This is a genomic window from uncultured Boseongicola sp., from assembly GCF_937988555.1.
Taxonomy (GTDB): domain Bacteria; phylum Pseudomonadota; class Alphaproteobacteria; order Rhodobacterales; family Rhodobacteraceae; genus Boseongicola.
Genome location: NZ_CALJXO010000200.1, coordinates 40,938 through 64,811, shown reverse-complemented (window position 1 = coordinate 64,811; position 23,874 = coordinate 40,938). Strand labels below are relative to the sequence as shown.

The following is a 23,874-nucleotide window of genomic DNA, read 5'->3' as shown; positions in this document are numbered from 1 at the left end:
CGGTTTCTTCCTGAGTTCATATGTGAATATAAGGGGTTTAACAGAGGCGAACAAGACGCAGGCAGAATATGCGAGCGCCATATGCATCAAACCCCGAGGACAGTCGGGGTCGGCTCTTTGGTGAAGAAGAGAGTACTTTCCGGTCGTGTTTCCAGCGTGACCGGGACCGGATCATCCATGCCAGCGCGTTTCGGCGGCTTAAACACAAGACCCAGGTGTTCATCGAGCACGAGGGGGACTATTTCCGCACGCGCCTTACCCATTCGATCGAAGTGGCGCAAGTGGCGCGCACGATTGCCGGCGCTTTGGGGTTAAACGAAGAGCTTACCGAAGCGGTCGCTTTGGCCCATGATCTGGGCCACACGCCATTTGGGCATACCGGCGAGGATGCTTTGGGCGTGTTGATGGCGCCGTATGGTGGGTTTGATCACAACGCGCAGGCTATTCGGATCGTCACGCATCTTGAGCGGCATTATGCGGATTTTGACGGATTGAACCTTACGTGGGAGACGCTTGAGGGGATTGCCAAGCACAACGGGCCGGTTTTGGGCGATGTGCCTTGGGCTTTGGCGGCATGTCAGGCCGAGGTTGATCTTGAACTGGGCACCTATGCGAGTGCCGAGGCGCAGGTGGCGGCAATTTCGGATGATGTTGCGTATAACCATCATGATTTGCACGACGGTTTGCGCGCAGAGTTGTTTTCGACCGATGAGCTTGCAGAGTTACCGATTTTGGCTGGGTGCTTTGAGCGCGTGGATAGTTTGTATCCTAGTTTGAACTATTACCGGCGGCGACACGAGGCTTTGCGGAGGTTTTTCGGAGTTTTGGTCGAAGATGTGATTGCGGTAGCGCGTCAGTCTTTATTGGAAATTGGGCCGAGATCAGCGGATGACATTCGCCGGGCGGGATTTCAGATTATTCGGTTTTCGCCTGAGGTTTTCGCTGACCTGAAGGTGATCCGGCAGTTTCTTTTCGAGCGAATGTACCGCGCGCCGACCGTGGTCGAGATGCGGCGCGAGGTGACCAAGGTTGTGGAAGAGCTGTTTCCGTTCTTTATGGAGAATCCCGACCAGCTTCCAAAGCAGTGGAGGAAGGACGTTGAGCAGGCGTCGGGGGAAGTTGAGTTGGCGCGTCTTGTGTCCGACTATATCGCGGGCATGACGGACCGGTTTGCAATCCAATGTCATGAGAAGTTCGTTGACAGCGCTTAGCAACGGTTCCTTAAGGTTGCTTGGCTAGGCCGCGTGGCGTTATTTGAGGACGCGCTGACATGTGCAAGCCCGAACAAATTATTCCGACATGGGTTGAACATCACGGATTTCAAATCCCGCGCCATCTTGCGTGGCGCACCGGGCGGATTGACCGGTTTCGCGAGGTATCTGACGAGCACTTCGCAAACGGCGCCTCAGTTTCGGTTTGTGGATTTTGATGTGGCGGACAGGCAGCACAATCCGGGCGGAGGGTATCGATACGTATGAATTCCTCTTTGACGATCGCTTGCAGGACCTGACTTTCCTCTATTCGGTGTTTACCCACATGTTTTCGGGCGATGCAGCACGGTATTTGTCAGAGTTCTCGCCTGTGATGCGGCCCGGCGGCTGTGTCCTGGCGTCAACGTTCATCATGGATCGGGGGCTTATTTCGTATTTGCAATCCAATGGCGGCGAAGGGCGTCGTGCGCTGACATTCCCGCATGAGGTGGAAGAGGGGGTATTCCACAATGATGCCAATTTGGTTTCGGGGCCGACAGCATATTCGCTTGATCGGATTGGGGCCATGGTTAGGTCTGCGAGTCTGGTGCCGGAGCGGTTTGTGCGTGGCCGTTGGCGCAAAGACGGCGAGTTCGATGTAAACGTGCATGATCTCGTGATCTTGCGCAAACCTGCGTTTTAGCGCGCGTGGGTCACAGTTTGAGACGCAGGAAAACGAGGTACGGCGCAAATTCTTCGGGATTGGTATTTTCGGGGTAGCGGTCGATGTAGTCGAACCCATGCTTTTCGTAAATCGCAAGCATGGCGCGGTTGCCTTTGATTGTATCGGCATAAAGCCATTTTAGGCCCATGCGACGAGCCTCGGCGATGCGGTCTTCAAAAAGGGTGCGCCCAAGGCCGGTGCCACGAGCCGCGTCGCGCACGAACATGCGCTTCATTTCAGCCGCATCATCCCGAATGCGTTTGAGACTTCCGCAGCCCAGTAGGGTGTTGGAAACATCGTAGGCCAAAAGAAACCGGTGGTGCGGTGGCAAAAGAGTGCCTGGGTCGTTGAGCGTGTCGTCGGCCATATCACCGGCATCAAGTTCTGGGCCGCCAAGAGCCTCAAAACGGGGCAATATATCAGTATAATAGTCGAAAAGCAGTTTGCGAACGGCGGCGCGGTCGTGGATGGTTTCGACAAATTCTAATCTGTGTGTCATGGATGGAAGGTGTAGCCGTCGGATGTCGGTGTCAATCAGCGTGCTGGCGTTGACGCGGGTCCTGACGGTGGTAAACCGCTCGCAACTTCCCAAGGGCATTAACAATGAACATTTTCGCTGAAATTCGCACATCTTTGATCGAAACACTGGATGCTATGGTGGCCGACGGAGAGCTTCCTTCAGGGCTGTCGTGGGGCAATGTGGCGGTGGAGCCTCCGCGCGATGCAGCGCACGGCGATATGGCGACGAACGCGGCGATGGTTTTGGCCAAGGGCGCTGGAAAAACGCCGCGGGTGATCGCCGACAGCTTGGCGAAGCGACTAACGTCTGATCCGCGAATTGCGGTGGTCGAAATTGCCGGGCCGGGGTTCTTGAATCTGCGGCTGCATCCGGATGTCTGGCATGACGTGGTCGCAGAGGCGATTGATTCTGGAACGACCTTTGGGCATTCCGGCATGGGTGCGGGCGTTAAGATTAACGTGGAATATGTGTCGGCGAACCCCACGGGGCCTTTGCATGTGGGTCACACACGGGGCGCGGTGTTTGGGGATGCACTGGCGTCTTTGCTGGCGTTTGCAGGCTATGACGTGACGCGGGAATACTACATAAATGACGGCGGCGCACAGGTGGATGTGCTGGCACGATCGGCGTTTGAGCGGTACCGCGAAGCGCATGGGCTTTCGCCTGAAATTGCCGAAGGCTTGTATCCGGGCGATTATCTGGTGCCGGTCGGCGAGGCGTTGAAGGCCAAATTTGGGGATCAGTTTCTGGATAAATCGGAGGATGTTTGGCTGGCGCCAGTTCGGGAATTTGCCACTGAGGCGATGATGGAATTGATCCGAGCAGATTTGGCGTCGCTTGGTGTTAAGATGGATCACTTCTTTAGCGAAAAGTCGCTTTATGGCTCGGGGATGATTGAAAAGGCGATTGCTGATCTGGATGGTAAGGGGCTGATCTACAAAGGTACTTTGGAGCCGCCCAAGGGCAAAATGCCTGAGGACTGGGAGCCGCGCGAGCAGACGTTGTTCCGTTCAACGGCGCATGGCGATGACGTTGACCGCCCGATTATGAAGTCGGACGGTGCCTGGACCTATTTTGCACCAGACATTGCATATCACTGGGACAAGATTGATCGTGGCTTTGACGAGTTGATCGACGTCTTTGGCGCCGATCACGGTGGCTATGTGAAGCGGATGAATGCGGCTGTATCCGCGCTTTCGGATGGTCGCGTTCCGTTGGATGTGAAGCTGACGCAGCTTGTTAAGCTTTATAAAGACGGTGAGCCGTTCAAGATGTCTAAACGCGCCGGAACGTTCGTGACATTGCGCGATGTGGTCGAACAGGTCGGGCCGGATGTGGCGCGGTTTGTGATGCTCACTCGGAAGAATGACGCGCCGCTTGATTTTGATTTCGCCAAGGCCATTGAGCAGTCAAAAGACAACCCGGTTTTCTATGTGCAATACGCGCATGCGCGGATCCGGTCTGTAATGCGCAAGGCGGAAGAAATGGGGCTTGAGTTTTCTGACAACACCAAGTTGGAAGACGAGGCCGAATTTCGGGTGGCGCAGAAAATTGCAGAGTGGCCACGACTGGTCGAGATCGCCGCGCGCAATCACGAGCCGCATCGGGTGGCCTTTTACCTCTATGAACTCTCGCAGGAATTCCACGCTTTGTGGAACCGCGGCAATGACAAGCCTCAGCTACGGTTCCTTCATGAAGGCGATAGTGCTGCGACAGCGGCGAAAATCGCCCTACCTCGCGCCGTAGCCGTTGTTATTTCAACAGGATTGGGTATTCTGGGTGTGACTCCGGTCGAAGAGATGCGCTGACAAACGCGTTTCGGATCAGAAAAAAAGCGTGTGTCGCCTTCCAGCCAATGGCAAGAGGCACATCAACTGAACCGAAAACGTTAATAACAAAGCGTGCCACGGCCAAAGTCGAGAGCAGTTCAAGCACGTCGGACCAACCGGCGGCTATAGTGAGGCAAAGATAATGGCGGCTATCAATTTCAATGATATGGGCGACCGTGATGACGGTTCGCTGGCGACGGCAATAAATTGGGCGGGTGCTTTCCTGTCGGTTTTGTTGATTGCAGGTCTTGCGACCTGGGGCTGGAAGCTTTGGCAACGCGATGTCACTGGCATTCCGGTCGTGCGTGCCTTGGAGGGTCCGATGCGGATCACTCCGGCGGATCCCGGTGGTTTGGCGAACAACTATCAGGGGCTTGCGGTGAACCGCATTGCAGAAGAGCGCGCGACTGAACTGACGGATCGGGTCGTTTTGGCTCCGGCACCGGCAACGCTTAACGAAGATGAAGATTTGGCGATGGTCGATCTGGCGCCGATGGTGGAACTTGAGGCTTTATCTGTGATGGAAGACGCGCCTGCCTCAGAATTGAGCGAGACGGTTTCGAACGGAAATGGTGTTGCAATTGTTGCGCTTGAAAACACGCCGTCTGCAACGGATATGGCTGTGGCCGCTGCTTTGGCGGACGTCGGGGCATTGGTTGCAGCGCAGCCTGTAAGCCTTGTTTTAGCGGGGCCGGGTGTGCCGGCAGCGACGCCGCGACCTTTGGTGCGTCCAGAAGGACGACGGGTGGCGTCCCTTCCGGTTACCAACGATGTGACAGAGGCAATTGACCCAGGTTCGATCCCGCTGGGCACGCGGTTGGTGCAGCTTGGTGCCTATGGTAGCGAAGACGTGGCACGCGCCGAGTGGGCCAATGCGATTGCGAATTTCGGCGACTATATGGTTGGCAAGGAGCGCATCGTGCAGCAGGCGGAAACGGGGGGCCGGATATTCTGGCGGCTTCGCGCACTTGGGTTTGCGGACCTGTCTGAAGCGCGCCGGTTCTGTGCTGTGTTGGTTTCTGACGGGGCGAATTGTATCCCCGTCGTGCAGGAATAACGTGCGCCGGGGCGCGTTTACTTTCGCGCCCCTTGGGCCTGTTCTGACCCCCTATGAGGCAGCTCTTTTTCGCGAGGGTGACCCTTGGGGGTTCATCATTTTTCAACGCAACTGTGAGAACCCGGAGCAACTTCGTCGTCTCACGGGCGATTTGCGCATGGCTGTTGGCTGGCACGCGCCGGTTCTTATTGATCAGGAGGGCGGGCGTGTTCAGAGAATGCGTGCGCCACACTGGAGCGAGTGGATGCCTCCTCTGGATCAAGTTGAGGCGTTTGAGGATCGGGGTAAGGCCGCGCGCGCAATGTATCTGCGTGGTGTCTTGATTGGCGTCGAATTGGTCGCGCATGGGGTCGATGTGAATTGTGCGCCCTCGTGCGATATTGCCTATGCGGACACCCATCCGTTTTTACGCAACCGCTGTTACGGGACAGACGCCGAGACGGTAACTTCGATGGCGCGGGCTTGCGGCGAAGGGCACATGGATGCGGGGTGTCTGACGGTTTTGAAGCATGCGCCGGGGCATGGGCGCGCGGTCGTCGACAGCCACAAGAATTTACCTAGGATTGATGTGGATTTGGCCGAGCTTGAGGAGACGGATTTCGCGCCGTTTCGCGCATTGGCGGATTTCGGGATGGCGATGACGGCGCATATTGTCGTGCCCCAGATCGACCCGAACGTGCCGGTTACGCAGTCGCCGGCCGGGGTTGCGTATTTGCGCGACCGACTTGGGCTTACCGGGCTTTTGATGAGCGATGATATCTCGATGAACGCCTTGGCGGGCGATGTCGTAACCAGAGGCGAGGCGGCGCTGGCGGCCGGGTGTGATCTGGTGCTGCATTGCAATGGGGATGCGCGTGAGATGGGATCGATTGCGCAGAGCTTAGGCAAGATGAGCCTAGAGGCGGCAAAACGCGCAGATGTAGCGTTAGCGGCGCGCCGAACCACAAGGGATATTGACATTGTCGCCCTTGAGGCTGAGTTTGATGCCCTGATCCAAGGAGCTTGAGATGCCGGATGGCGACGCCGATTTTGATGATGTAGAAGCCCGCCTTGCTGCGGAAGCCCTGATCGTTGACGTCGACGGGTATGAGGGGCCTTTGGACCTTTTGTTGACGCTAAGTCGGACACAAAAAGTCGACCTTCGAAAAATCTCTGTGCTGGCGCTGGCTGAGCAATATCTGGCGTTCATTTATCAAGCCAAGTCGCTTCGGATTGAATTGGCGGCGGATTATCTGGTGATGGCGGCTTGGTTAGCGTTTCTGAAGTCACGGTTGTTGTTGCCACCTGATCCGACTGACGAGGGGCCTTCGGGCGAGGAATTAGCGGCGCATCTGGCGTTCCAATTGGAGCGATTGTCTGCAATGCGCGAGGCGGCTGCAAAGTTAATGGCGCGCGACCAGAAGGGCCGTGATTTTTTTGTGCGCGGCGTGCCCGAGGATGTGATGCGGGTGCGCAAAGTGCGCTATACCGCGACGCTTTTGGATCTGATGCAGGGCTATGCGCGGATCCGGACGAAGGATGAATTCCGCCCCTATTCGATGGACCGCAAGCATGTGATGACGCTTGAACAGGCGTTAGAGCGGATGCGCGGACTTATCGGGTTTGCGGGCGAATGGACGGATTTGCTTTCGTGGTTGCCGGAGGGCTGGGAAACCGACCCAGCGCGGCGAAGATCCGCGACCGCTTCGCATTTTGCTGCATCGCTTGAGCTGGCCAAGGCGGGGGCCATTCAGATCCGGCAGTCCGATACGTTTGCACCAATACAGATCAGGGCGATGGCGCGTGGCTGACGAAACCGACCGCGTGACCGCCGCGAGCCTTTTCGAAGCACCGCCGTTGGCCGAGCAAGAGCGGATGGTTGAAGCGATTTTGTTCGCGACGGCCGAGCCCGTCACTATTTCCGAACTGAACGCGCGGATGCCGCACGGCGCGGATGGGGAGCAAGCCATTGAAATGCTGTCGAAACGCTACGAAGGGCGTGGGGTTTCAGTGGTAAAGGTCGGCGAGGCATTTGCGATGCGCACTGCACCTGACCTTGGGTTTTTGATGCGCAAAGAATCGGTTGAGACGCGAAAACTTAGCCGTGCGGCGATCGAAACTTTAGCGATTATTTCTTATCATCAGCCTGTGACACGGGCCGAGATTGAAGAGATCAGGGGCGTGTCAGTGTCTCGTGGGACAGTGGATCAGCTTTTGGAATTGGAGTGGATTCGTTTTGGACGGCGGCGGATGACACCGGGGCGTCCTGTGACCTATGTGGTGACGCAGGGTTTTCTGGATCATTTCGGATTGGAAAGCGCGCGCGATCTGCCGGGTGTGAAGGAACTAAGGGCTGCAGGGCTCTTGGAGAGCCGACCGCCTCCGGGCGAGCCATTGGAGGGCGAAGACGAAGAGCATGATGAAAATCAGGCTGAGATGTTTGAGGACGAGGACTGAACGCCATTAATTTCGAACGGGTTTTGTGGATGGTGATGCGACGGGTCTTGCTTAAGGGAGCGAGCAAGGTAATGCGTTCCAGGGCTGCTAAACCGACGCCGGGCGCTTGATGAGAGTCGCGCGTTGTATCGGGTGATCTTTTGAATCCGCGCGTGTGGTTTTCAAATCTTTGTAAAAAGGTGACGCGTCATGGCGTGCGGAAGTGCTTCGAAAGTTTGAGGCCCTGTCCCTGATAATTTGATTTGATCTCGCGACCGTAGAGGGTTTGCGGGATTTCCGTCATTTTTTCGTAGACGAGGCGCCCGACGATCTGGCCGTGTTCGAGGACAAATGGGGCTTCATGGCAGCGGACCTCAAGCACGCCGCGTGAGCCTGCGCCGCCTGCTTCGGCCCAGCCAAATCCGGGGTCGAAAAAGCCTGCATAATGGACGCGAAATTCGCCAACCATCGCGATGTAGGGGGCCATTTCGGCAGCGTGGTCAGGGGGGATGACGATCGCTTCGCGGCTGACGAGAATGTAGAAGGCGCCTGGGTCAAGGATGATCCAGCCGGTGTCTGTGCGCACCTCTTCCCAGTAGTCCGCAGGGGCGTAGTGAGCGAGTTTTGATAGGTCTATGACGCCTGCGTGGGGTTTGGCGCGGTAGCCGACGAGGGTTCCTGTTTCGGGTTTGAGGTCGACCGAGAAACCCAACCCCCCAGAGATCACTGCGTCACCGGAGACGATGGGTGATTTTGCATGAAGGGCTCGTAAGTCGTTGTCATTTAATACGGTTTGCCCACGGCGGAAGATGATTTGGTTCAGCATCTGGCCGGTTTTCGCGATTACCGAGAAACTTTGCGGGCATACTTCGACATAGAGCGCGCCGTCGTAGCCATCTGGGATGCGGTCAAACTCATGACCGAAATCGGTGATGATACGGGTCAGAAGATCGAGACGGCCAATGGAAGATTTGGCACTTGCCGCACCGGTTGTGCCCTTCGGCAGACTGAGGCGTTCGAGGAGGGGGACGACGTAGACGCAGCCTTTTTCCAGTACGGCTCCGGCGGCGAGGTCAATTTCGTGCATGGTGAAATCGGTAAGGCGGTCGGCAACGGTGCGGTCTTTTCCGGTAAGGAAGGACGCACGAACGCGATAGGCGCGATGTCCGAGGCGCAAATCAAGCGAGGCGGGCTGAACTTGTCCGTCTTTGAAGGGGAGCGACGCGGCGATGGTACCGCTGTCGATCATCGCTCTGATTTCGCTGTCGGTGAGAACACCCTGTTTCATCGTGCCTCAGGTCTTTAAAACGCCCGCCTCAGATGGCGGGCGATTGAAATTTGGTCGGGCTAGCAGGACTCGAACCTGCGACCTTCCGTCCCCCAGACGGACGCGCTACCAGGCTGCGCCATAGCCCGACGGTTGAGGTTCTGACCGAAAAGCGCGATGGCTGCAAGGGTCGATCTGTCTGGATTTGGCACCCTCCGGCTGCATGGATCAGCTTTGGGCGTTGCGAAGTGCTATCAGGCGATCTCGGGCGGCTTTGAGCGTGGAATGGTGTGCAGCGAGGTGCGCTGTTGGCATGACCGCGAGGCGGGCCGCGATGCCGGGGGCGTCAGAGAAAGCGGGATCGTCGTCGCCCGGATCGGTTTCAGGCACGTTGGGCGTCGCCGGGATTTGCGGCGGTGAGGGGGCAGGTGGTTCGATGGCTGTGGGCTGTGTCGGAGCGGCTTCCGGCGCGGGCCTGCTGCGCGACGGCACGAAGGTTGGCATGAGAATTTCTTCGTCGGCGTCTTGTTTTTGTGCGCCTGAGAATATGTCGAGTTGTTCGACGTCCTCTTCATCATCCGCGGGCTCTGATTCCGCCTCGGTTTCCGGTTCTTCTTTGTAGGTTTGACGCACTGACAGGGCGGGACTTGTAGGCGTCGCGGCGTGTTCGACAACGGTGTCGTCTGACGTATCCTGAAGGTCTGTATCCAGCGATTGTGAGAATGAAGAGACATGCTTAACGCCATGTTCACGCAGCAGTTTCTGGACGCCACGGATCGTCATGCCCTGATCGTGCAGCAGCGCTTTCACGCCGCCGATCAGGCGCATGTCCGAGGGTCGATAGTACCGTCGTCCGCCTGCGCGCTTCACCGGTTTGATTTGCGCAAACCGGCTTTCCCAAAATCGCAGAACATGGGTCGGGATATCGAGCCACTCGGCCACTTCCGAGATTGTGCGGAAGGCGTCGGGCGATTTTTCCATGAAGTGGGGTTAGCTCTTGTTGCCGGCCGCGACACGATCTTTCATCAGGTGCGACGGACGGAATGTCAGAACGCGACGCGGATGGATCGGGACTTCTTGGCCAGTTTTTGGATTACGACCGACGCGAGCCGCTTTGTCGCGGACCGAGAACGTGCCGAAGGATGAAATCTTCACCTGGTCACCGGATGCCAGTGCATCGGACATGTGCGCGAGAACGCCTTCTACAAGCTGAGCAGATTCGTTGCGGCTGAGACCGACCTCGCGAAACACTGCTTCGCTGAGATCCATGCGTGTCAAAGTCTTTTCGCTCATCCTATCCCCCGTGAGATTTGTTCACGAGGAGAATGGGCGCGATGAATTTCCGAGTCAATATCAAGGCCTTGAGAAAAAGGCTTAAAGGACAATTACCAGCGGAGAACCACCGCTCCCCATGCCAATCCGCCACCAATTGCTTCGGTCACGATGAGGTTGCCGGGTTTGATCTGGCCGCGCTCGACGCCAACGGACAGGGCCAAGGGAATCGATGCAGCCGACGTATTGCCGTGATCTTGCACGGTGAGCACGACGCGATCGAGACCAACACCCATCTTCTGTGCAGTTGATTTGATGATCCGTAAATTGGCCTGGTGCGGGACGATCCAATCGATGTCGTCGCTGCCAAGATTTACTTTGGCCAAAGCAGTGTGTGCGGTTGAGGCGAGTTTCTCGACCGCGTGGCGGAATACCTCTTTTCCCTGCATTTTCAAGTGGCCGGTGGACTGGGTTGAAACCCCGCCGTCGACGTAGAGGATGTCTTTGTGGCGGCCGTCTGAGTTCAGGTCGGTGGCGAGAATGCCGCGGTCGGCATTGGTGCCGTCGCCTTCGACGGCCTCAAGAATGAGCGCGCCGGCGCCGTCGCCGAAAAGCACGCTGGTGGTGCGATCGGACCAGTCCATGATGCGACTGAAGGTTTCTGCGCCAATGACGATGACACGATTTACCTGGCCTGAGACGATCAGGGCATTGGCGGTGGCAAGCGCGAAAACGAAGCCCGCGCAAACGGCCTGAACGTCAAAGGCGAAGCCAGTGGTCATGCCAAGTTTGGCCTGAACCATGGTTGCCGCAGATGGGAATGTCAGGTCAGCGGTAGAAGTGGCCACGATGATTGCGTCGATGTCGGAGGCTTTGATGCCTGCCATGTGGAGAGCGTTTTGGGCCGCTTTTGTTGCCATGTCGGACGTGGTTTCGTCGTTGGCAGCGAAGTGGCGACGCTCGATGCCTGAGCGCGAGCGGATCCACTCGTCAGAAGTGTCGATTGTCGCTTCAAATTCGCTGTTTGGCACAACCCTCTTGGGGAGATAGTGCCCGACGCCTTGGACCTGAGCGCGTATTGTCATGCGTTTTGCTCGTTTTTTTCTGGCATCCCGTCGTCATCGTGACTCGGCTGTCCTGTGGATGCAACCCGCGCTGCAAGGCGGTCTGTAAAGCCGCTTTCGGCAAGGCGGAAGGCAAGTTTGATCGCAGAAGAGACCCCGGTCGCATCGGCCGAGCCGTGGGATTTGACCACGGTGCCGTTTAGGCCAAGGAACACGCCGCCGTTGACGCGACGCGGGTCGATGCGTTTTGTCAGGCGTTTCAGGGACCCAAGCGCGAGGAGGGCTGCAAATTTGCTGAGCAGGGTGGCGTTAAAGGCCTCGCGCAATAACTCGCGGATGAGACTTGCGGTGCCTTCGCCGGTTTTGAGGGCCACGTTACCTGTGAAGCCGTCCGTGACGATGACGTCCACGCGGTTTGACGGGATGTCGCCGCCTTCGACGAAGCCAACGAATTCAAGTTCCGCGGCGGGGGCCATTTCCGCAATCAGGTCGTGGGCAGATTTGATCTCGGCGCGGCCTTTGTGTTCTTCGGTGCCGACGTTCAAGAGGCCGATGCGGGGACGGTCGATGCCCAAACCGTTTCGCGCGTAAGAGCCACCCATAAGAGCATATTGCAAAAGGTCTCTTTCGTCTGCGCGGATGTCAGCGCCCACATCGAGCATGATGTTAAAGCCGCCTGTGTTGCGCGACGGCCAAAGGCAGGCGATGGCGGGTCGGTCTACACCCGGAATTTTACGCAGGCGTAGCATTGAGACGGCCATGAGCGCGCCAGTGTTGCCGCAAGATACGACGGCCTGCGCCTCGCCGTTTTTCACGGCGTCAACGGCGGACCACATAGAGGTGTTCTTGCCGTTGCGCATCACATGGGCCGGTTTGGCGTCCATGGTGACGACCTCTGCGGTGTCGCGGATTTCGCAGCGATCGGTGAGACCGGCTTTTTCGACCAGAGGGGCGATCTCGGCCGCGCGTCCATGCACGATAAACCCGATGTCAGGGTTTTTCTCGGCGCTTTTGGCAATGCCAGAAACGACGGCGGGCGGCCCTTGGTCTCCGCCCATCGCATCTACAGAGATGATTGTGCGCTTACGCGCCCCGTGAGTGCTTTGATCGAACGTTGTCGTCATCGCGTGGGGCGCACCCGCACGAGCGGCTTACGCCGCGTCGTCGTCGAGGTCGAGTTCGTCGGCCTGAGCAACAACTTCGCGTTCAGCGTAATGGCCACAAGCGCCACACACGTGGTGGGGACGCTTCAGCTCTCCGCAGTTTGCACACTCGGCCGGGTTACCGGGTACGAGAGAATCGTGTGCACGGCGCATGTTGCGGCGAGACTTGGTGATCTTACTCTTAGGGACAGCCATGTCACATCCTAAAGTTATTTGGGGCCACGCGCCCCCGGTGTTTCAGCGGTTGAAGCGGTCATACGCAACTGCGCGTCCGGTGTCCAACCCAATCATTTGAGCGAGGCCGAGAACATACTGCGATTCCGTTGAAACGCAAGGGTCATTTCACGCGTCATCGGCGCCATTGTTTTTGAGCTTTTCCTGCAACGATTTCAGGGCGGCGAAGGGTTTGACATCGTCGTCGGTCATTGGGGTCTGGCCGGGCTCTGTTACGACGATTTCAACGGCGTCGGCATCTTTCACACGGGGCCATGCGGGCATGGCGAGCGCTACGGATTCTTCCATGACCAAAGCGAGATCGAGATATTGGGGCAGAGGCTCGACTGTGTCGTCCACAAGCATTTCGGCTTCTGCTTCGTCCGTGTGCTCGGTCAAATCGGCGAGGTAGCGGCGGACAATTTCTTCGTCGATGCGGGTGGTGATAGGATCAAGGGTCACGACGCAAGACTGCACAACAGTTGCGCCAAGGAGTGCGTGAAGCTCCCAGTCGGCTTTACCGGTTGGGATGAGGTAGCCCTTGAACGTCAGCTTTTTGACGCCAGAGATGCCGAGGCGGTTGGCGATCCCTTTTCGCTCGGTGGCGTTGGGCACGAGGTCAAAATCGGTTTTTCGCTTCAGGTCGCTGAGGCGCGGGTGGTTGGTCTCCATCGGGTCACTCCTTGATCCGGTGCCGTTCTCTGGGTATGCCGACTAGGCGGCTGTAGGCCGGTTGACAAGAGGTGGGGCGCGGTGAGGCTTTTTTTAAGGATACTGTCTCGGGGTGTGGTTGCGGGCGCTTTGATTGTGCTTGCGGCGGCGTGCGCGCGACTTGACGACCGGCATGGCTATGTTCCGGAGCCGTCAACTTTGAGCGGCGTGGTTGTCGGGCGTGACACCAAGGAGACCATTGGGTCGACGCTTGGCCAGCCCGGAACGCGCGGTATCGTCGACGATCTTGGTTGGTACTATGTGCGTTCCGACTATGAGAGGTTCTTATGGCGCGCGCCGGTCGAGGTGGATCGTCAGGTGGTTGCCATTACGTTTGATGACGCAGGTGTGGTCCAGAATATCGAGCGCTTTGGCTTGGAGGAGGGACAGGTCGTTGCCCTGTCCCGGCGTGTTACGGACGCCAATACGCAAGGCATCAGCTTGCTAAGGCAGCTGTTTGGGAACTTGGGAGCCTTTGATGCCTCGACGTTCTTTGACGAGAATTAAGTCTCGTCGTCGTTTGACGGTTCAAAGTCGAGCGACACTCCGTTGATGCAATAGCGCAAGCCCGTTGGGGCCGGGCCGTCTGGGAAGACATGGCCGAGGTGACCTTCGCAGCGATTGCAGTGAACTTCCGTGCGGCGCATGAAGAAGCCGTTGTCGACGCTTTCGGCGACCACTTCGTCGTCTACCGGTTTGTAAAACGATGGCCACCCGGTGCCGCTGTCGAATTTGTGTGACTGATCGAACAAGGGCGCGCCGCAGCCCTTGCACATGAAGGTTCCGGGGGCTTTGGGGAAGGCGTCGTTTGAGAAGGCGCGTTCAGTGCCGTGCTTGCGCAGGACTTTGAATTCCAGATCGTCGAGTTGCCCGCGCCATTCAGCGTCTGTTTTCGTGACTTTCTCCATGTGTATCCCCTTCACGGATTGTGTGGCAGTGTTGTCTGGAACTTTATCTAGGGGCGATAGTCGGTTGAACCAACTGATGGCACAAAAAAGCGCACTTCGCGAGACTGCACAAGCGCGCTACCCGGCCCGGTTTCGCGCTCGGCTGGCAAGTTGTGCGGGCGAAATTGAAGCCGCACAGGCGTTACGTGCACGGGTCTTTCGAGCGGATCGCGGTGATGCGCCGGATGTGGACCGGTTTGATGATTTGTGTCGCCATATGTTGATTGAGCGCGCCTCGGACGGCGCTTTGGCGGCGACGTTTCGACTTTTTTCGTTGGCCTCAGGCGCGGAAATCGGCCGTAGTTATTCGGCGCAGTATTATGCGCTTGAGGCTTTAGAGGGTTACGCAGCGCCGATGGTCGAGCTGGGGCGGTTTTGCGTGGTTCCAGAATTGAGCGATCCTGACGTTTTGCGTGTGGCCTGGGGGGCCTTAGCGCGGGTTGTGGACGAGGACAGCGTTGAGATGTTGTTTGGTTGCTCGTCGTTTCAGGGCACCGAGGTTTGCAATTATTCGGATGCCTTTGCGATGTTGCGGGACCGGCATTTGGCGCCGCGACGGTGGCGGCCGCGTGTGAAAGCGCCGGATGTGTTTCGCTTTGCAGGCGCGTTACGAAGCGAGCCCGACCGGGCCAAGGCTTTGAAAACAATGCCGCCTTTGCTTCGCTCATATCTGACAATGGGGGGCTGGGTCAGTGATCACGCGGTGGTGGATCGCGATTTGAATACGCTGCATGTGTTCACGGGGCTCGAGATTTCAGCGATCCCTCCGGCGCGCGCCCGCGCTATTCGTGCGGCGGCGGGATAACACAGGGCGTTGACGGCGCTTTGAGGGCCGGGTAGCCCGCCTGCATGGCACGTAACCCTCTTTTACAATTGTCCGAGATTTCCCTGACCTTTGGTGGCGATCCGGTATTCGACAACATGTCTTTGACCGTTCAGCCGGGGGACCGTTTGGCTTTGGTTGGCCGCAACGGCTCGGGCAAATCCACCTTGATGAAGGTCATGGCCGGACTGGCAGAAACGGACCGCGGCACGCGCGTTGTGTCGCCCGGCAATTCGGTTGGCTACATGGCGCAGGAGCCGGAAATGCGCGGCTGTGCGACGCTTGGCGATTATGCGCTTCGCGATATGGATGCGTCTGAACTATGGCGGGTTGAGGCGGTGGCAGAGAAGCTGAAGTTTGACCCGGATACGGCTGTTGATGCGGCATCCGGCGGCGAGCGGCGGCGGGCGGCTTTGGCGAAATTGATCGCCGAAGCGCCGGATTTGATGTGTTTGGACGAGCCGACGAACCACCTCGATATCGAGGCGATCTCTTGGCTGGAGACGCATTTGTCCAGCACCAAGTCGGCGTTTATTGTGATCTCGCACGACCGGGCATTTTTACGCGCTTTGACGCGGGCCACGTTGTGGATTGATCGCGGTGAAGTGCGGCGTCAGGAACAAGGCTTTGCAGCCTTTGAGGCGTGGCGCGACAAGACCTGGGAAGAAGAAGATATCGCGCGCCATAAGCTGAACCGGAAGATCAAGTCTGAGGCGCGTTGGGCGGTTGAAGGCATTTCAGCGCGGCGTAAACGCAACCAAGGACGCGTGCGTGCGTTGCAGGAACTGCGTGCCGACCGGTCGTCTCAGATTATGCGGCAAGGCACGGCGGCGATGGAGCTTGAGGCGGGTCCGAAGTCGGGCAAACGTGTTATCGAGGCCAAGGGCATATCGCTTGAGCTTGGCGGCAAGCGGATCGTTGAGGATTTTTCGCTGCGGGTGGCGCGTGGGGATCGGATTGCGTTTGTGGGGCCGAACGGGGTCGGCAAGACCTCTTTAATTGAGGTTTTGACCGGACAGAAGGCGCCCGATGAGGGCACGGTAATTTTGGGGACCGGTATCGAGATGGCAGTGTTTGATCAGCGGCGCGAGGCGCTTGATCCCGATGCGACGCTTTGGGAGAACCTTATTGGGGACCGTGAGATGCGTGTTTCGGGGCGCGCCGATCAGGTCATGGTGCGCGGTACGCCAAAGCACGTGGTCGGATATCTGAAGGAATTTTTGTTCGATGAGGCGCAGGCGCGCGCACCGGTTCGGTCCTTGTCGGGTGGTGAGAAGGCGCGGCTGTTGCTTGCGCGGATAATGGCAAAGCCGTCGAATGTATTGGTGTTGGACGAGCCGACGAACGACCTTGATATTGAAACACTCGATTTGTTGCAGGAAATTCTTGGCGATTATGACGGGACTGTTCTTCTGGTGAGCCACGATCGGGATTTTCTGGACCGTGTCGCAACAACGACTGTTGCGATGGAGGGTGCAGGACGCGTTGTGGTGCATGCGGGCGGCTGGTCAGACTATGCGCCGAAACGCGCATTGATCGAGGCTTCGGTTGCCGCTGGTGCCGTAAGGGCGGGCAAAACTGGTGCTAAAGTGAAGCCTGCATCTGCCGGATTGAGCTTTACGCAAAAGCATCGATTGGAAGAATTGCCGGGCGAAATAGAGCGCCTTCAGGCAGAGATTGCAAAGCTTGAGGGTCTACTGTCGGACGCAGAATTGTTCACGCAGGACCCGGTGAAGTTTGCCAAAGCAAGCGACGCATTGATCGAGCGGCACGCCAAGTTGGGCGAGGCGGAAGACGAATGGATGATGCTTGAAGAAAAGGCGGGCGGATAGTTAGTCCGGGCTTTTTCCGCTTTTGGCTGGCGGGTCAGGTCAGGGCATAGGCACCAAGACACATGCCAAGTGCGACGGTAAACAGAAATATGGACTGGATCATCGGATACTCCGAAATACTGTTAAAACAATAAGCAACTTGAATTAAATGCTTGTTGAAAGTGGCCAAAGCAAGGAATGCGGCGCAAAGATTGCTGGACGGTGCGTTTCCGATTTGGAAACTTAGGGAGGTAATTTTATGGGGTACTATTATACCTAATTTATAGAGCGCTGTTTTTGTTGATTTTTATTGATTTTATGGGTGTTGACTGTGCGCAGGAAACCGTTAGAAACCGCTCATCCAATTCAACCCCTGAAGGGTAGACACGATGAAGACATTTTCCGCAACACCGGCGGAGATCGATAAAAAGTGGATCCTGATCGACGCTGAAGGCGTTGTTCTGGGTCGTCTTGCCTCGATCATCGCTATGCGCCTACGTGGTAAACACAAGGCGACGTTCACACCGCACATGGATATGGGCGACAATGTGATCGTAATAAACGCCGATAAAATTCAGCTGACGGGTAAAAAGCGCGACAAGCCGAATTACTGGCACACCGGTTATCCGGGCGGCATCAAATCCCGCACCACTGGTCAGATCCTTGAAGGCAAGCATCCTGAGCGCGTTGTCACACAGGCCGTTAAGCGGATGTTGCCTGGCAACAAACTGAGCCGCCAAGTGATGACCAACCTTCGCGTTTATGCAGGTACCGAGCACCCGCATGAAGCGCAGTCACCTGATGTTCTGGACGTTAAGTCCATGAACAGCAAGAATACGCGGAGCTAAGTCCATGGCAGAAGATATCAAAACGCTGGACGACCTGAAGGACGTTGTGGCTGAGGGCGCTGTTGAAGCACCTGAAGCTTTTGTCGAGACCCTCGTGAAATACGAGCAGGTACGCGACGAACTGGGCCGTTCCTATGCAACCGGCAAGCGGAAAGATGCGGTTGCCCGCGTCTGGATCAAGCCGGGTTCGGGTAAAGTGGTGGTGAACGGGCGCGAGATGGCTGTTTATTTTGCACGGCCTGTTTTGCAGATGATCCTGCGCCAGCCATTCACTGTGGCCGGTGTCGACGGTCAGTTCGACGTGATGGCGACCGTCAAGGGTGGTGGTCTTTCGGGTCAGGCTGGTGCAGTTAAGCACGGAATTTCAAAAGCGCTTCAGCTTTATGATCCGACGCTTAGAGCCGCTCTGAAAGCCGCTGGCTTCCTGACACGCGACAGCCGCGTTGTTGAGCGTAAGAAGTACGGTAAGGCGAAAGCCCGTAAGAGCTTCCAGTTCTCTAAGCGTTAAGCTTTGCGACATACGATTTGGAAAGGCCGTCTCAGTGAGGCGGCCTTTTTGTTGGTGGCAGTTTATGCGCGCCTGAGAACGATCAGGCCCGCGCCGACGATCATGAGTATCCCCACTAGAGTGATTGCGCCCCAAAACCCAAGGACACTCCAAAGGGGAAGCGTTGGTGACTGCCTGCTGCCTAGTATAAAGGGGAATTGGCTACAGAGCGCATCCGAGGGGGGAGGCAAACAATCAACAACAGTCCACTGGTCGCAAACGCGCTGAGTGTCATCGTCAAATTATAGGAAAACGCTAGAGACCGGGGTCGAGATGTCTTGGAATTTCACGCGTGTGAGCATGTGCCCGCAGGCGTAAAAGGCCGCGCCGACAATCGACAGAAGTCCCTAGGGCGAAAAGGAATTTGTGCCGGGGCGCAAAAGAACAAGGACGCCGACAAAACCTATGCTGACGCCGAGCCAGCCGCGCGGTCCGACAGGTTCGCCGAAAATCGCGCTGAAAGCAGAGTCATGAAAATTGGAGCAAGGTAGATTCCAGCCCCGCTGTTGCGGGGCTGATAAAGGGGAGGGCGGCATAATATCCAAAGAGCCAGGTCGTGGTGCACAGGCTGCGAAGCAATGCCCAGCGATCAAACGTTCCGGCCAAGGGCTGCGCCCTTTTGAGCGTGAACCACGTATAGAACGCGAGGAACGGAGCGGAAAATAGCCCGCGCAGAGCAAAGAGCTGCCGTAGCGGCATAACGCCGTCGAACCATTTGAAGATGACCTCCTGAACCGAGATCAGGAACGCCGCCGAGAGTATCAGAAAGACGCCTAGAGCGGTTTTCGTGGGTCGTGCCGATTTGAAGCGTCATTTTGCAATTCTGGTCTGGGTTCAAACCCGAGAGTGCGCCTGTTTACCCGTGCAGTATGGGTAATCGTCCGCGGGCAGGCCAACGTTTTGCGAGGCTTCGCGGCGCATTTCCCTTGATGATCATTTGTCTTGATCGATCAGCCCCAGTCCACGCAAATAGATACCGATGCCGCTTTCGAGGAGATCTTCGGGCGGGAAAGGCGATTTTGTGCCGGGGGAGCCGCGCGCGAACAGTTCGACGACGCCGTGGCTCATGGCCCAGATATGGGCGGACACCATTTGCTTGGGCGGGCGTTTGTCTTCAGGGATGTGCTCTGCCAGACGGTCGGCGGCTTTTTCAAGCACCGCGAAAGAGCGCGCGGCGATGGCGGCCAGTTCTGGGGTTCGATTGATCGAGATGCCGCTTTCAAACATCGACACGTAATGGACGGGGTGGCGGCGAGCGAAGGCGAGATAGGCGCGGCCCGTGGCCTCGAACGAGGCGAGGTCCGAGGGTTGTCCGGTCTCGTAGGCGTATTCCATGAGGTCGGCGAAGATCTCGTAGCCTTGCTGGGCGCACTCGGCGATGAGGTCTTCGCGCCCTTCAAAGTGGCGGTAGACGGCGGCAGGTGTCACGCCAGCCTGTTTGGCGGCCTCAGAAAGGGTGAAGCCGGTCGGCCCCTTCGCTTCGATCAATTCAAGCGCGGCATCGACCAAAGCCTGGCGCAGATTGCCGTGATGGTAGCCGCGTTTAGGCATTCCAGATGTCCGGACCGCCACAGATTTTGGCGTCTGGGGTCTTGATTTTGCCTTTGCCTGTGTAGCTTAGGTTGTGGAGGACGGCTTGGATCGCGGCCAGACGCGCACGTTTTTTGTCGTCCGAGCGCACGATGGTCCATGGCGCGTGGTCAGTGTGGGATCGGTCGAAAGTTTCTGAGATGGCCGAGGAATAGGCATCCCAACGCTTTAAGCCTTCGACGTCGATCCAGCTGAGCTTCCATTGTTTTAAAGGATCTTTTTCGCGTTTGAGGAAGCGGCGGAGTTGCTCGGCACGGCCGACGTTGAGCCAGATTTTCTTTAGAACAATGCCTTCCTCGACAAGCATTTTCTCAAAATCAGTGACTTGCGCGAAGAATTTTCCGCGCTGATCCGGAGTGCAGAAATCAAACACATGCTCGACGACGGCCCGGTTGTACCACGAGCGGTCAAAGAGGACGATTTCTCCTGCAGTGGGCAGGTGGTCGATATAGCGTTGAAAATACCACTCGCCGGCTTCGCGGTCCGAGGGTTTGGAGAGCGCCACGGTGCGCGCAACGCGAGGATTAAGGTTCTCTCGGAAGCGTTTGATTGTGCCGCCTTTTCCTGCAGCATCGCGGCCTTCGAAAACGATGACGACGCGTTTGCCGGTCTCTTTGACATCATTTTGAAAGCGCACCAGGTCGAGTTGTAGTTTCTCAACTGCATCTTCGTAGTCGGCTTTGTCCATCTCTTTTTCGTAGGGGAAACTGTTTGACAAGATGTCTTTTTTGCCCGCGTCCTGAATGGCCGCACGCACCCACTTCGGGGCTTCGTTTTCAAAGAATGCGCTGATTGCGCCATCAAAGGGTAGTGACATGTTATCCGCCTTTACTTTGGTTGTACGTAAGCAGGCGAAGCGCTTAGCGCAATCCGGCACGGCTTGCCGCGCGATCTATTGCGGCGGTGACGTCATCTGGCACCACGTGATGTGGCATGTGGCCGAGGCCCCGAAGGGGGGTGAAATGGACGTCTTCCAACGTGTTTTCCAGCGGTTCTGCGTGGATCGAGGCATAGACCGTGACGTCGGAGGTGCCGTGGACGATTTCAACAGGCGTGGTGATTTCGGCGTAGCGCTTTGATTGCTCCACGATAAAGGGTCGCAGCGTGTTCACTTGTTGGTTCGAAGCACGCAGGGAATTGGTGCGCATTGCAAGCGGGATCCCGGCGTTTTTGTAGTAGGTATCCGGGGCTTTTTGAGGTGTGAAGGTGTTGTTGGCCGCGTTCTGTGCGTAGGCGGTAGTGACAAATGCCGAGGCAAGCGGGGCAACGATAGCGCTGCCGAGTTTGGAGCCAAGCAAACGGTAGGTCACATTGACGTCGCCGGGCCAGGGGAGCGTCACGCCCGAGATAATGACAGTTGCTGCGTGAGGCTCATCAAGGGCCCACGCCATGGCGACGCCGCCGCCAAATGAGTGACCGGCGACGATGGGGTTTTCGGCGCCAAGCTGTTGCACAGCGGCCGAGAGCAATGCGGCTTGCTCAGCGGGGCTTTCGGCCCGGTTGTTGAAGGCGCCTTCGAATTCTTGCGCGCGTTCGGTCCAGCCGTGGCCGGGACGGTCGGGGATGAAGACGCGATAACGTTCCTCAAGCCGGTCGGCGAGAGCCAGCGCGATGTCGCGGGCGTTGGAGCCTGCGCCGTGGATCAGCACGAGATCGGGGCCAGCGCCGCGCACGATAACGTGCACGGTGCGGCCATTCACCTGAACCATCTCGCCTGTGGGCGGATAGAGCGCTTCGATAGCGGCTTCGCGTAGGTCGGCGCGCCTGTCCGTGAAGATGGCAAAAGCGATCACTGCCGCCGCGGCTATCAGGAGGCTGGTCAGCACGGGGCGGCGCATAGTCGGCTTTTAAGCGTGTTGCAGGGCATTCGGTGACATTTAGGTGACAAGGCGCGCGTGACCAGTGCGGTCATTTCCGCAAATCCGTCACGGTCTGGCCGATCTGATCCATGTCGTAAGGCGTGGTCAGATACATCTCGCTGATCCAGTTGCCGTAGAGCAAATGCGCATGGCTGCGCCAGCGGTTCTGCGGCTGTTGCGACGGGTCGTCGCCGGGATAGTAGTTCATTGGCACGTTGATCGGCGTGCCGCTTGAAATGTCGCGGTCGTATTCCTCTTTGAGGGTGCCGCTGTCGTATTCAAAGTGATTGAAGATGTAGAGCGCGCGATGCGCAGTGTCTTCGACAAGGCATGCGCCAGCCTCGTCAGAACCAAGCAGTGTGGTGAGGCCGACAGCGGTGTCAATCTCTGCTTGTTTCATCTCCGTCCAGCGGCTGACCGGGATCACAAACTCGTCCGAAAAGCCCCTTAGATAAGGGCTTTGTGGTGCGAGGTTCATGTGCCGAAAGCAGCCGAAAGCCTTAGCGTCGAGGATGTGTTTTCTGACGCTGTGGAAGTGATTGATCATCGCCATGCCACCCCAACAAACGCCGAAGGTCATGTGGACGTTGGTCTGGGTCCAGTCCATGACTTCTTTAAGTTCGTCCCAATAAGTGACGTCCTCGAAAGGCATGTGTTCGATGGGCGCGCCGGTGATGATCAGACCGTCGAATTTCTGATCTTTGATTTCCTGGAAGGGACGGTAAAATTCTTCCATGTGTTCCGCAGCCGTGTTTTTGGTCTGGTGCTCGGACATGCGGATTAGTTGCAGCTCGATCTGCAGCGGGGTCGCTCCGATCAGGCGGGCGAACTGGTTCTCGGTCTGGATCTTCTTTGGCATCAGGTTCAACAGGCCGATTTTCATCGGGCGGATGTCCTGCTTTTCGGCCGCATCTGCCGGCATCACCATCACACCCTCGCGCGTAAGCACGTCATAGGCGGGGAGGTTTGAGGGCAGTTTGATGGGCATTTTCGGGTCGTTTCCTTTTTGCGTTAGAGGCGGAAATAGTCTTGTGATGGGGAGAGGACAAGGGGCGCTGCACGTCGACCCCGGTCGGGGCCTCACAACGAGGTATTTTTGAAAGGGTGAAGCTTTAGGGAAGTGCCTTGGCGATGAGGTCGATCATGTCGGCTTCGGTTTCAACGCGGGCAATGTCATCGGCTTGCACCGTTATGCCCCAGTTGTCGGCCATGGCGCGGTAGCGTGGCTGGCGGTGGGCGAGCGCACGCGCGTATGTCCAGCGTACGAAGGCGTCGGGGTCGACTTTGTCTTCAGGTTGGCTGGTTTCAGCGGAGTAGTCGGCCCAGGCTTTGGTGAGAAAGTCTGCGTTGTAGCACATTGGCTTGGGCGCGCGGTCAAAGCGTTGGACGAGTTCCTGGGTGTGGGCGTCAGATCCTTCGATCCAGACCATCAACACATTGTCGGCAAGCGCCGACAAGACGGGATCGTTTTTGTCTGCGGGATCTACGATTTCGCAGATCGAGCCTGATGTGTCGCAGATGAAATTCTCATAGCCATAAAGGTTTTGCGCGCGTTCAACGAAGTGTGCGGTATCCAGCAAGGCGGCGGCTTCTGCTGCGCGATGGAGATCTTGGCGGTGCAGGTATTCTGCGAAGAGCAGGCCGCCTTTTGCGGGGTCTCCCGGTTTGCCAAGGTAGGTTGAAAGCGGCGCAAGGTTATCGAACGTGATGTTGGATTGGATGTAGACGCTGTCGGATTTCAGAAGCTCCGCCAAAAGCGGCACCTTCATCGCCTCACGTTTGAAGTTATCAGCGATGTGTTCGCCCATGTAGCGGGTGCCGATGCGATAATCGACCGAGTAATGGAACCAGCCTTTGCCCTCGCGTAAGAGGTTTGAGATATGGGTTTTGCCAAGGCCGGACATGCCGAAAAGCATGATGCGCTTTTCGGGGGCGTTTCGCCAATCGGCGGCACTTTTATAGAGCATGGCGTCCTCGTTCCTTGGCCTAGACACGTCGATAGGCGCGGGGGTGGGAGGGGTCAA

27 protein-coding genes and 1 tRNA gene are annotated in these 23,874 nt (G+C 57.3%); 13 read left to right on the top strand and 15 right to left on the bottom strand.

Features of this window, described 5'->3' with window-relative positions:
• Nucleotides 1-68 precede the first annotated feature (68 nt).
• Genes Q1B15_RS11660 through Q1B15_RS11650 form a run of 3 tightly spaced genes read left to right on the top strand, consistent with a single transcriptional unit; the run spans nucleotide 69 to nucleotide 1,893 of the window.
• A complete protein-coding gene (locus Q1B15_RS11660; RefSeq protein WP_299753905.1) occupies nucleotides 69-1,211 on the top strand; it encodes a deoxyguanosinetriphosphate triphosphohydrolase in 1,143 nt (380 codons plus the stop codon).
• Nucleotides 1,212-1,270: 59 nt separating this feature from the next.
• Nucleotides 1,271-1,429 carry a hypothetical protein gene (locus Q1B15_RS11655; RefSeq protein WP_299753904.1) on the top strand — a complete coding sequence of 53 codons (159 nt, stop codon included), beginning with the start codon at nucleotides 1,271-1,273 and terminating at the stop codon, nucleotides 1,427-1,429.
• Nucleotides 1,429-1,893: a hypothetical protein gene (locus tag Q1B15_RS11650; RefSeq protein WP_299753903.1), complete on the top strand. Its 465-nt coding sequence runs from the start codon at nucleotides 1,429-1,431 to the stop codon at nucleotides 1,891-1,893. Before Q1B15_RS11655 ends, Q1B15_RS11650 begins: the two co-directional genes overlap by 1 nt.
• A gap of 10 nt (nucleotides 1,894-1,903) precedes the next feature.
• Here Q1B15_RS11650 and Q1B15_RS11645 read toward each other — a convergent pair whose 3' ends face one another.
• Nucleotides 1,904-2,413 carry a GNAT family N-acetyltransferase gene (locus Q1B15_RS11645; RefSeq protein WP_299753902.1) on the bottom strand — a complete coding sequence of 170 codons (510 nt, stop codon included), beginning with the start codon at nucleotides 2,411-2,413 and terminating at the stop codon, nucleotides 1,904-1,906.
• Nucleotides 2,414-2,517: 104 nt separating this feature from the next.
• On the opposite strand from Q1B15_RS11645, the gene argS reads away from it, so the two are divergent.
• The 5 genes from argS to scpB all read left to right on the top strand — a co-directional run bounded on the left by argS (nucleotide 2,518) and on the right by scpB (nucleotide 7,756).
• Nucleotides 2,518-4,242, top strand: a complete 1,725-nt coding sequence (argS, locus tag Q1B15_RS11640) for an arginine--tRNA ligase (RefSeq protein ID WP_299753901.1) — start codon at nucleotides 2,518-2,520, stop codon at nucleotides 4,240-4,242.
• A gap of 163 nt (nucleotides 4,243-4,405) precedes the next feature.
• Nucleotides 4,406-5,320, top strand: coding sequence for an SPOR domain-containing protein (locus tag Q1B15_RS11635; RefSeq protein ID WP_299753900.1), 915 nt, complete (start codon nucleotides 4,406-4,408; stop codon nucleotides 5,318-5,320).
• Between the two features lies 1 nt (nucleotide 5,321).
• On the top strand, nucleotides 5,322-6,326 hold the full coding sequence (locus Q1B15_RS11630) for a glycoside hydrolase family 3 N-terminal domain-containing protein (protein WP_299753899.1): 1,005 nt from the start codon (nucleotides 5,322-5,324) through the stop codon (nucleotides 6,324-6,326).
• 1 nt (nucleotide 6,327) lies between these two features.
• Nucleotides 6,328-7,110, top strand: coding sequence for a ScpA family protein (locus Q1B15_RS11625; RefSeq protein ID WP_299753898.1), 783 nt, complete (start codon nucleotides 6,328-6,330; stop codon nucleotides 7,108-7,110).
• Complete coding sequence (scpB, locus tag Q1B15_RS11620; RefSeq protein WP_299753897.1) at nucleotides 7,103-7,756, top strand: SMC-Scp complex subunit ScpB; 654 nt, start codon at nucleotides 7,103-7,105, stop codon at nucleotides 7,754-7,756. The genes Q1B15_RS11625 and scpB overlap by 8 nt, the downstream gene beginning before the upstream one ends.
• Nucleotides 7,757-7,943: 187 nt before the next feature.
• On the opposite strand, the gene Q1B15_RS11615 is transcribed toward scpB, so the two are convergent.
• The 8 genes from Q1B15_RS11615 to Q1B15_RS11580 all read right to left on the bottom strand — a co-directional run bounded on the left by Q1B15_RS11615 (nucleotide 7,944) and on the right by Q1B15_RS11580 (nucleotide 13,386).
• Nucleotides 7,944-9,023: a 2'-deoxycytidine 5'-triphosphate deaminase gene (locus Q1B15_RS11615; RefSeq protein WP_299753896.1), complete on the bottom strand. Its 1,080-nt coding sequence runs from the start codon at nucleotides 9,021-9,023 to the stop codon at nucleotides 7,944-7,946.
• A gap of 51 nt (nucleotides 9,024-9,074) precedes the next feature.
• Nucleotides 9,075-9,151, bottom strand: a tRNA-Pro gene (locus Q1B15_RS11610).
• A gap of 79 nt (nucleotides 9,152-9,230) precedes the next feature.
• Nucleotides 9,231-9,983 (bottom strand): MerR family transcriptional regulator, encoded by a 753-nt coding sequence (locus tag Q1B15_RS11605; RefSeq protein ID WP_299753895.1) that lies wholly within the window; start codon nucleotides 9,981-9,983, stop codon nucleotides 9,231-9,233.
• Between the two features lie 9 nt (nucleotides 9,984-9,992).
• Entirely contained in the window at nucleotides 9,993-10,295 is a 303-nt protein-coding gene (gene ihfA / locus Q1B15_RS11600) for an integration host factor subunit alpha (protein ID WP_299753894.1), read from the bottom strand.
• A gap of 92 nt (nucleotides 10,296-10,387) precedes the next feature.
• Nucleotides 10,388-11,359 carry a beta-ketoacyl-ACP synthase III gene (locus tag Q1B15_RS11595; protein ID WP_299753893.1) on the bottom strand — a complete coding sequence of 324 codons (972 nt, stop codon included), beginning with the start codon at nucleotides 11,357-11,359 and terminating at the stop codon, nucleotides 10,388-10,390.
• The gene (plsX, locus tag Q1B15_RS11590) at nucleotides 11,356-12,462 is read right to left on the bottom strand and encodes a phosphate acyltransferase PlsX (protein ID WP_299753892.1); all 1,107 of its coding nucleotides are present in this window, start codon (nucleotides 12,460-12,462) and stop codon (nucleotides 11,356-11,358) included. The genes Q1B15_RS11595 and plsX overlap by 4 nt, the downstream gene beginning before the upstream one ends.
• Nucleotides 12,463-12,489: 27 nt before the next feature.
• Nucleotides 12,490-12,696 (bottom strand): 50S ribosomal protein L32, encoded by a 207-nt coding sequence (gene rpmF / locus Q1B15_RS11585; RefSeq protein ID WP_299753891.1) that lies wholly within the window; start codon nucleotides 12,694-12,696, stop codon nucleotides 12,490-12,492.
• Nucleotides 12,697-12,843: 147 nt separating this feature from the next.
• Nucleotides 12,844-13,386: a DUF177 domain-containing protein gene (locus tag Q1B15_RS11580; RefSeq protein ID WP_299753890.1), complete on the bottom strand. Its 543-nt coding sequence runs from the start codon at nucleotides 13,384-13,386 to the stop codon at nucleotides 12,844-12,846.
• An 81-nt stretch (nucleotides 13,387-13,467) separates the two neighbouring features.
• Here Q1B15_RS11580 and bamE point away from each other — a divergent pair, with 81 nt between their 5' ends.
• On the top strand, nucleotides 13,468-13,932 hold the full coding sequence (gene bamE / locus Q1B15_RS11575) for an outer membrane protein assembly factor BamE (RefSeq protein ID WP_299753889.1): 465 nt from the start codon (nucleotides 13,468-13,470) through the stop codon (nucleotides 13,930-13,932).
• Here bamE and msrB read toward each other — a convergent pair.
• Nucleotides 13,929-14,333 carry a peptide-methionine (R)-S-oxide reductase MsrB gene (gene msrB, locus Q1B15_RS11570; RefSeq protein ID WP_299753888.1) on the bottom strand — a complete coding sequence of 135 codons (405 nt, stop codon included), beginning with the start codon at nucleotides 14,331-14,333 and terminating at the stop codon, nucleotides 13,929-13,931. The two genes, bamE and msrB, sit on opposite strands and share 4 nt — an antisense overlap.
• A 76-nt stretch (nucleotides 14,334-14,409) precedes the next feature.
• On the opposite strand from msrB, the gene Q1B15_RS11565 reads away from it, so the two are divergent.
• The 4 genes from Q1B15_RS11565 (at nucleotide 14,410) to rpsI (ending at nucleotide 18,362) form a co-directional block, all read left to right on the top strand.
• Nucleotides 14,410-15,177, top strand: a complete 768-nt coding sequence (locus Q1B15_RS11565) for a GNAT family N-acyltransferase (protein ID WP_299753887.1) — start codon at nucleotides 14,410-14,412, stop codon at nucleotides 15,175-15,177.
• Nucleotides 15,178-15,221: 44 nt separating this feature from the next.
• The gene (locus Q1B15_RS11560) at nucleotides 15,222-17,027 is read left to right on the top strand and encodes an ATP-binding cassette domain-containing protein (protein ID WP_299753886.1); all 1,806 of its coding nucleotides are present in this window, start codon (nucleotides 15,222-15,224) and stop codon (nucleotides 17,025-17,027) included.
• A 368-nt stretch (nucleotides 17,028-17,395) separates the two neighbouring features.
• Nucleotides 17,396-17,854: a 50S ribosomal protein L13 gene (gene rplM / locus Q1B15_RS11555; protein WP_299753885.1), complete on the top strand. Its 459-nt coding sequence runs from the start codon at nucleotides 17,396-17,398 to the stop codon at nucleotides 17,852-17,854.
• A gap of 4 nt (nucleotides 17,855-17,858) precedes the next feature.
• Nucleotides 17,859-18,362, top strand: a complete 504-nt coding sequence (rpsI, locus tag Q1B15_RS11550; RefSeq protein WP_299753884.1) for a 30S ribosomal protein S9 — start codon at nucleotides 17,859-17,861, stop codon at nucleotides 18,360-18,362.
• Between the two features lie 972 nt (nucleotides 18,363-19,334).
• On the opposite strand, the gene Q1B15_RS11545 is transcribed toward rpsI, so the two are convergent.
• From Q1B15_RS11545 to Q1B15_RS11525, 5 genes are all read right to left on the bottom strand, one after another.
• A complete protein-coding gene (locus Q1B15_RS11545) occupies nucleotides 19,335-19,952 on the bottom strand; it encodes a TetR/AcrR family transcriptional regulator (protein WP_299753883.1) in 618 nt (205 codons plus the stop codon).
• Nucleotides 19,945-20,808, bottom strand: coding sequence for a polyphosphate kinase 2 (ppk2, locus tag Q1B15_RS11540; protein ID WP_299753882.1), 864 nt, complete (start codon nucleotides 20,806-20,808; stop codon nucleotides 19,945-19,947). The genes Q1B15_RS11545 and ppk2 overlap by 8 nt, the downstream gene beginning before the upstream one ends.
• 43 nt (nucleotides 20,809-20,851) lie before the next feature.
• On the bottom strand, nucleotides 20,852-21,829 hold the full coding sequence (locus Q1B15_RS11535; protein WP_299753881.1) for an alpha/beta hydrolase: 978 nt from the start codon (nucleotides 21,827-21,829) through the stop codon (nucleotides 20,852-20,854).
• Between the two features lie 70 nt (nucleotides 21,830-21,899).
• Entirely contained in the window at nucleotides 21,900-22,838 is a 939-nt protein-coding gene (gene metA / locus Q1B15_RS11530) for a homoserine O-succinyltransferase (RefSeq protein ID WP_299753880.1), read from the bottom strand.
• A gap of 124 nt (nucleotides 22,839-22,962) precedes the next feature.
• A complete protein-coding gene (locus tag Q1B15_RS11525; protein WP_299753879.1) occupies nucleotides 22,963-23,817 on the bottom strand; it encodes an ATPase in 855 nt (284 codons plus the stop codon).
• Nucleotides 23,818-23,874: the final 57 nt, after the last annotated feature.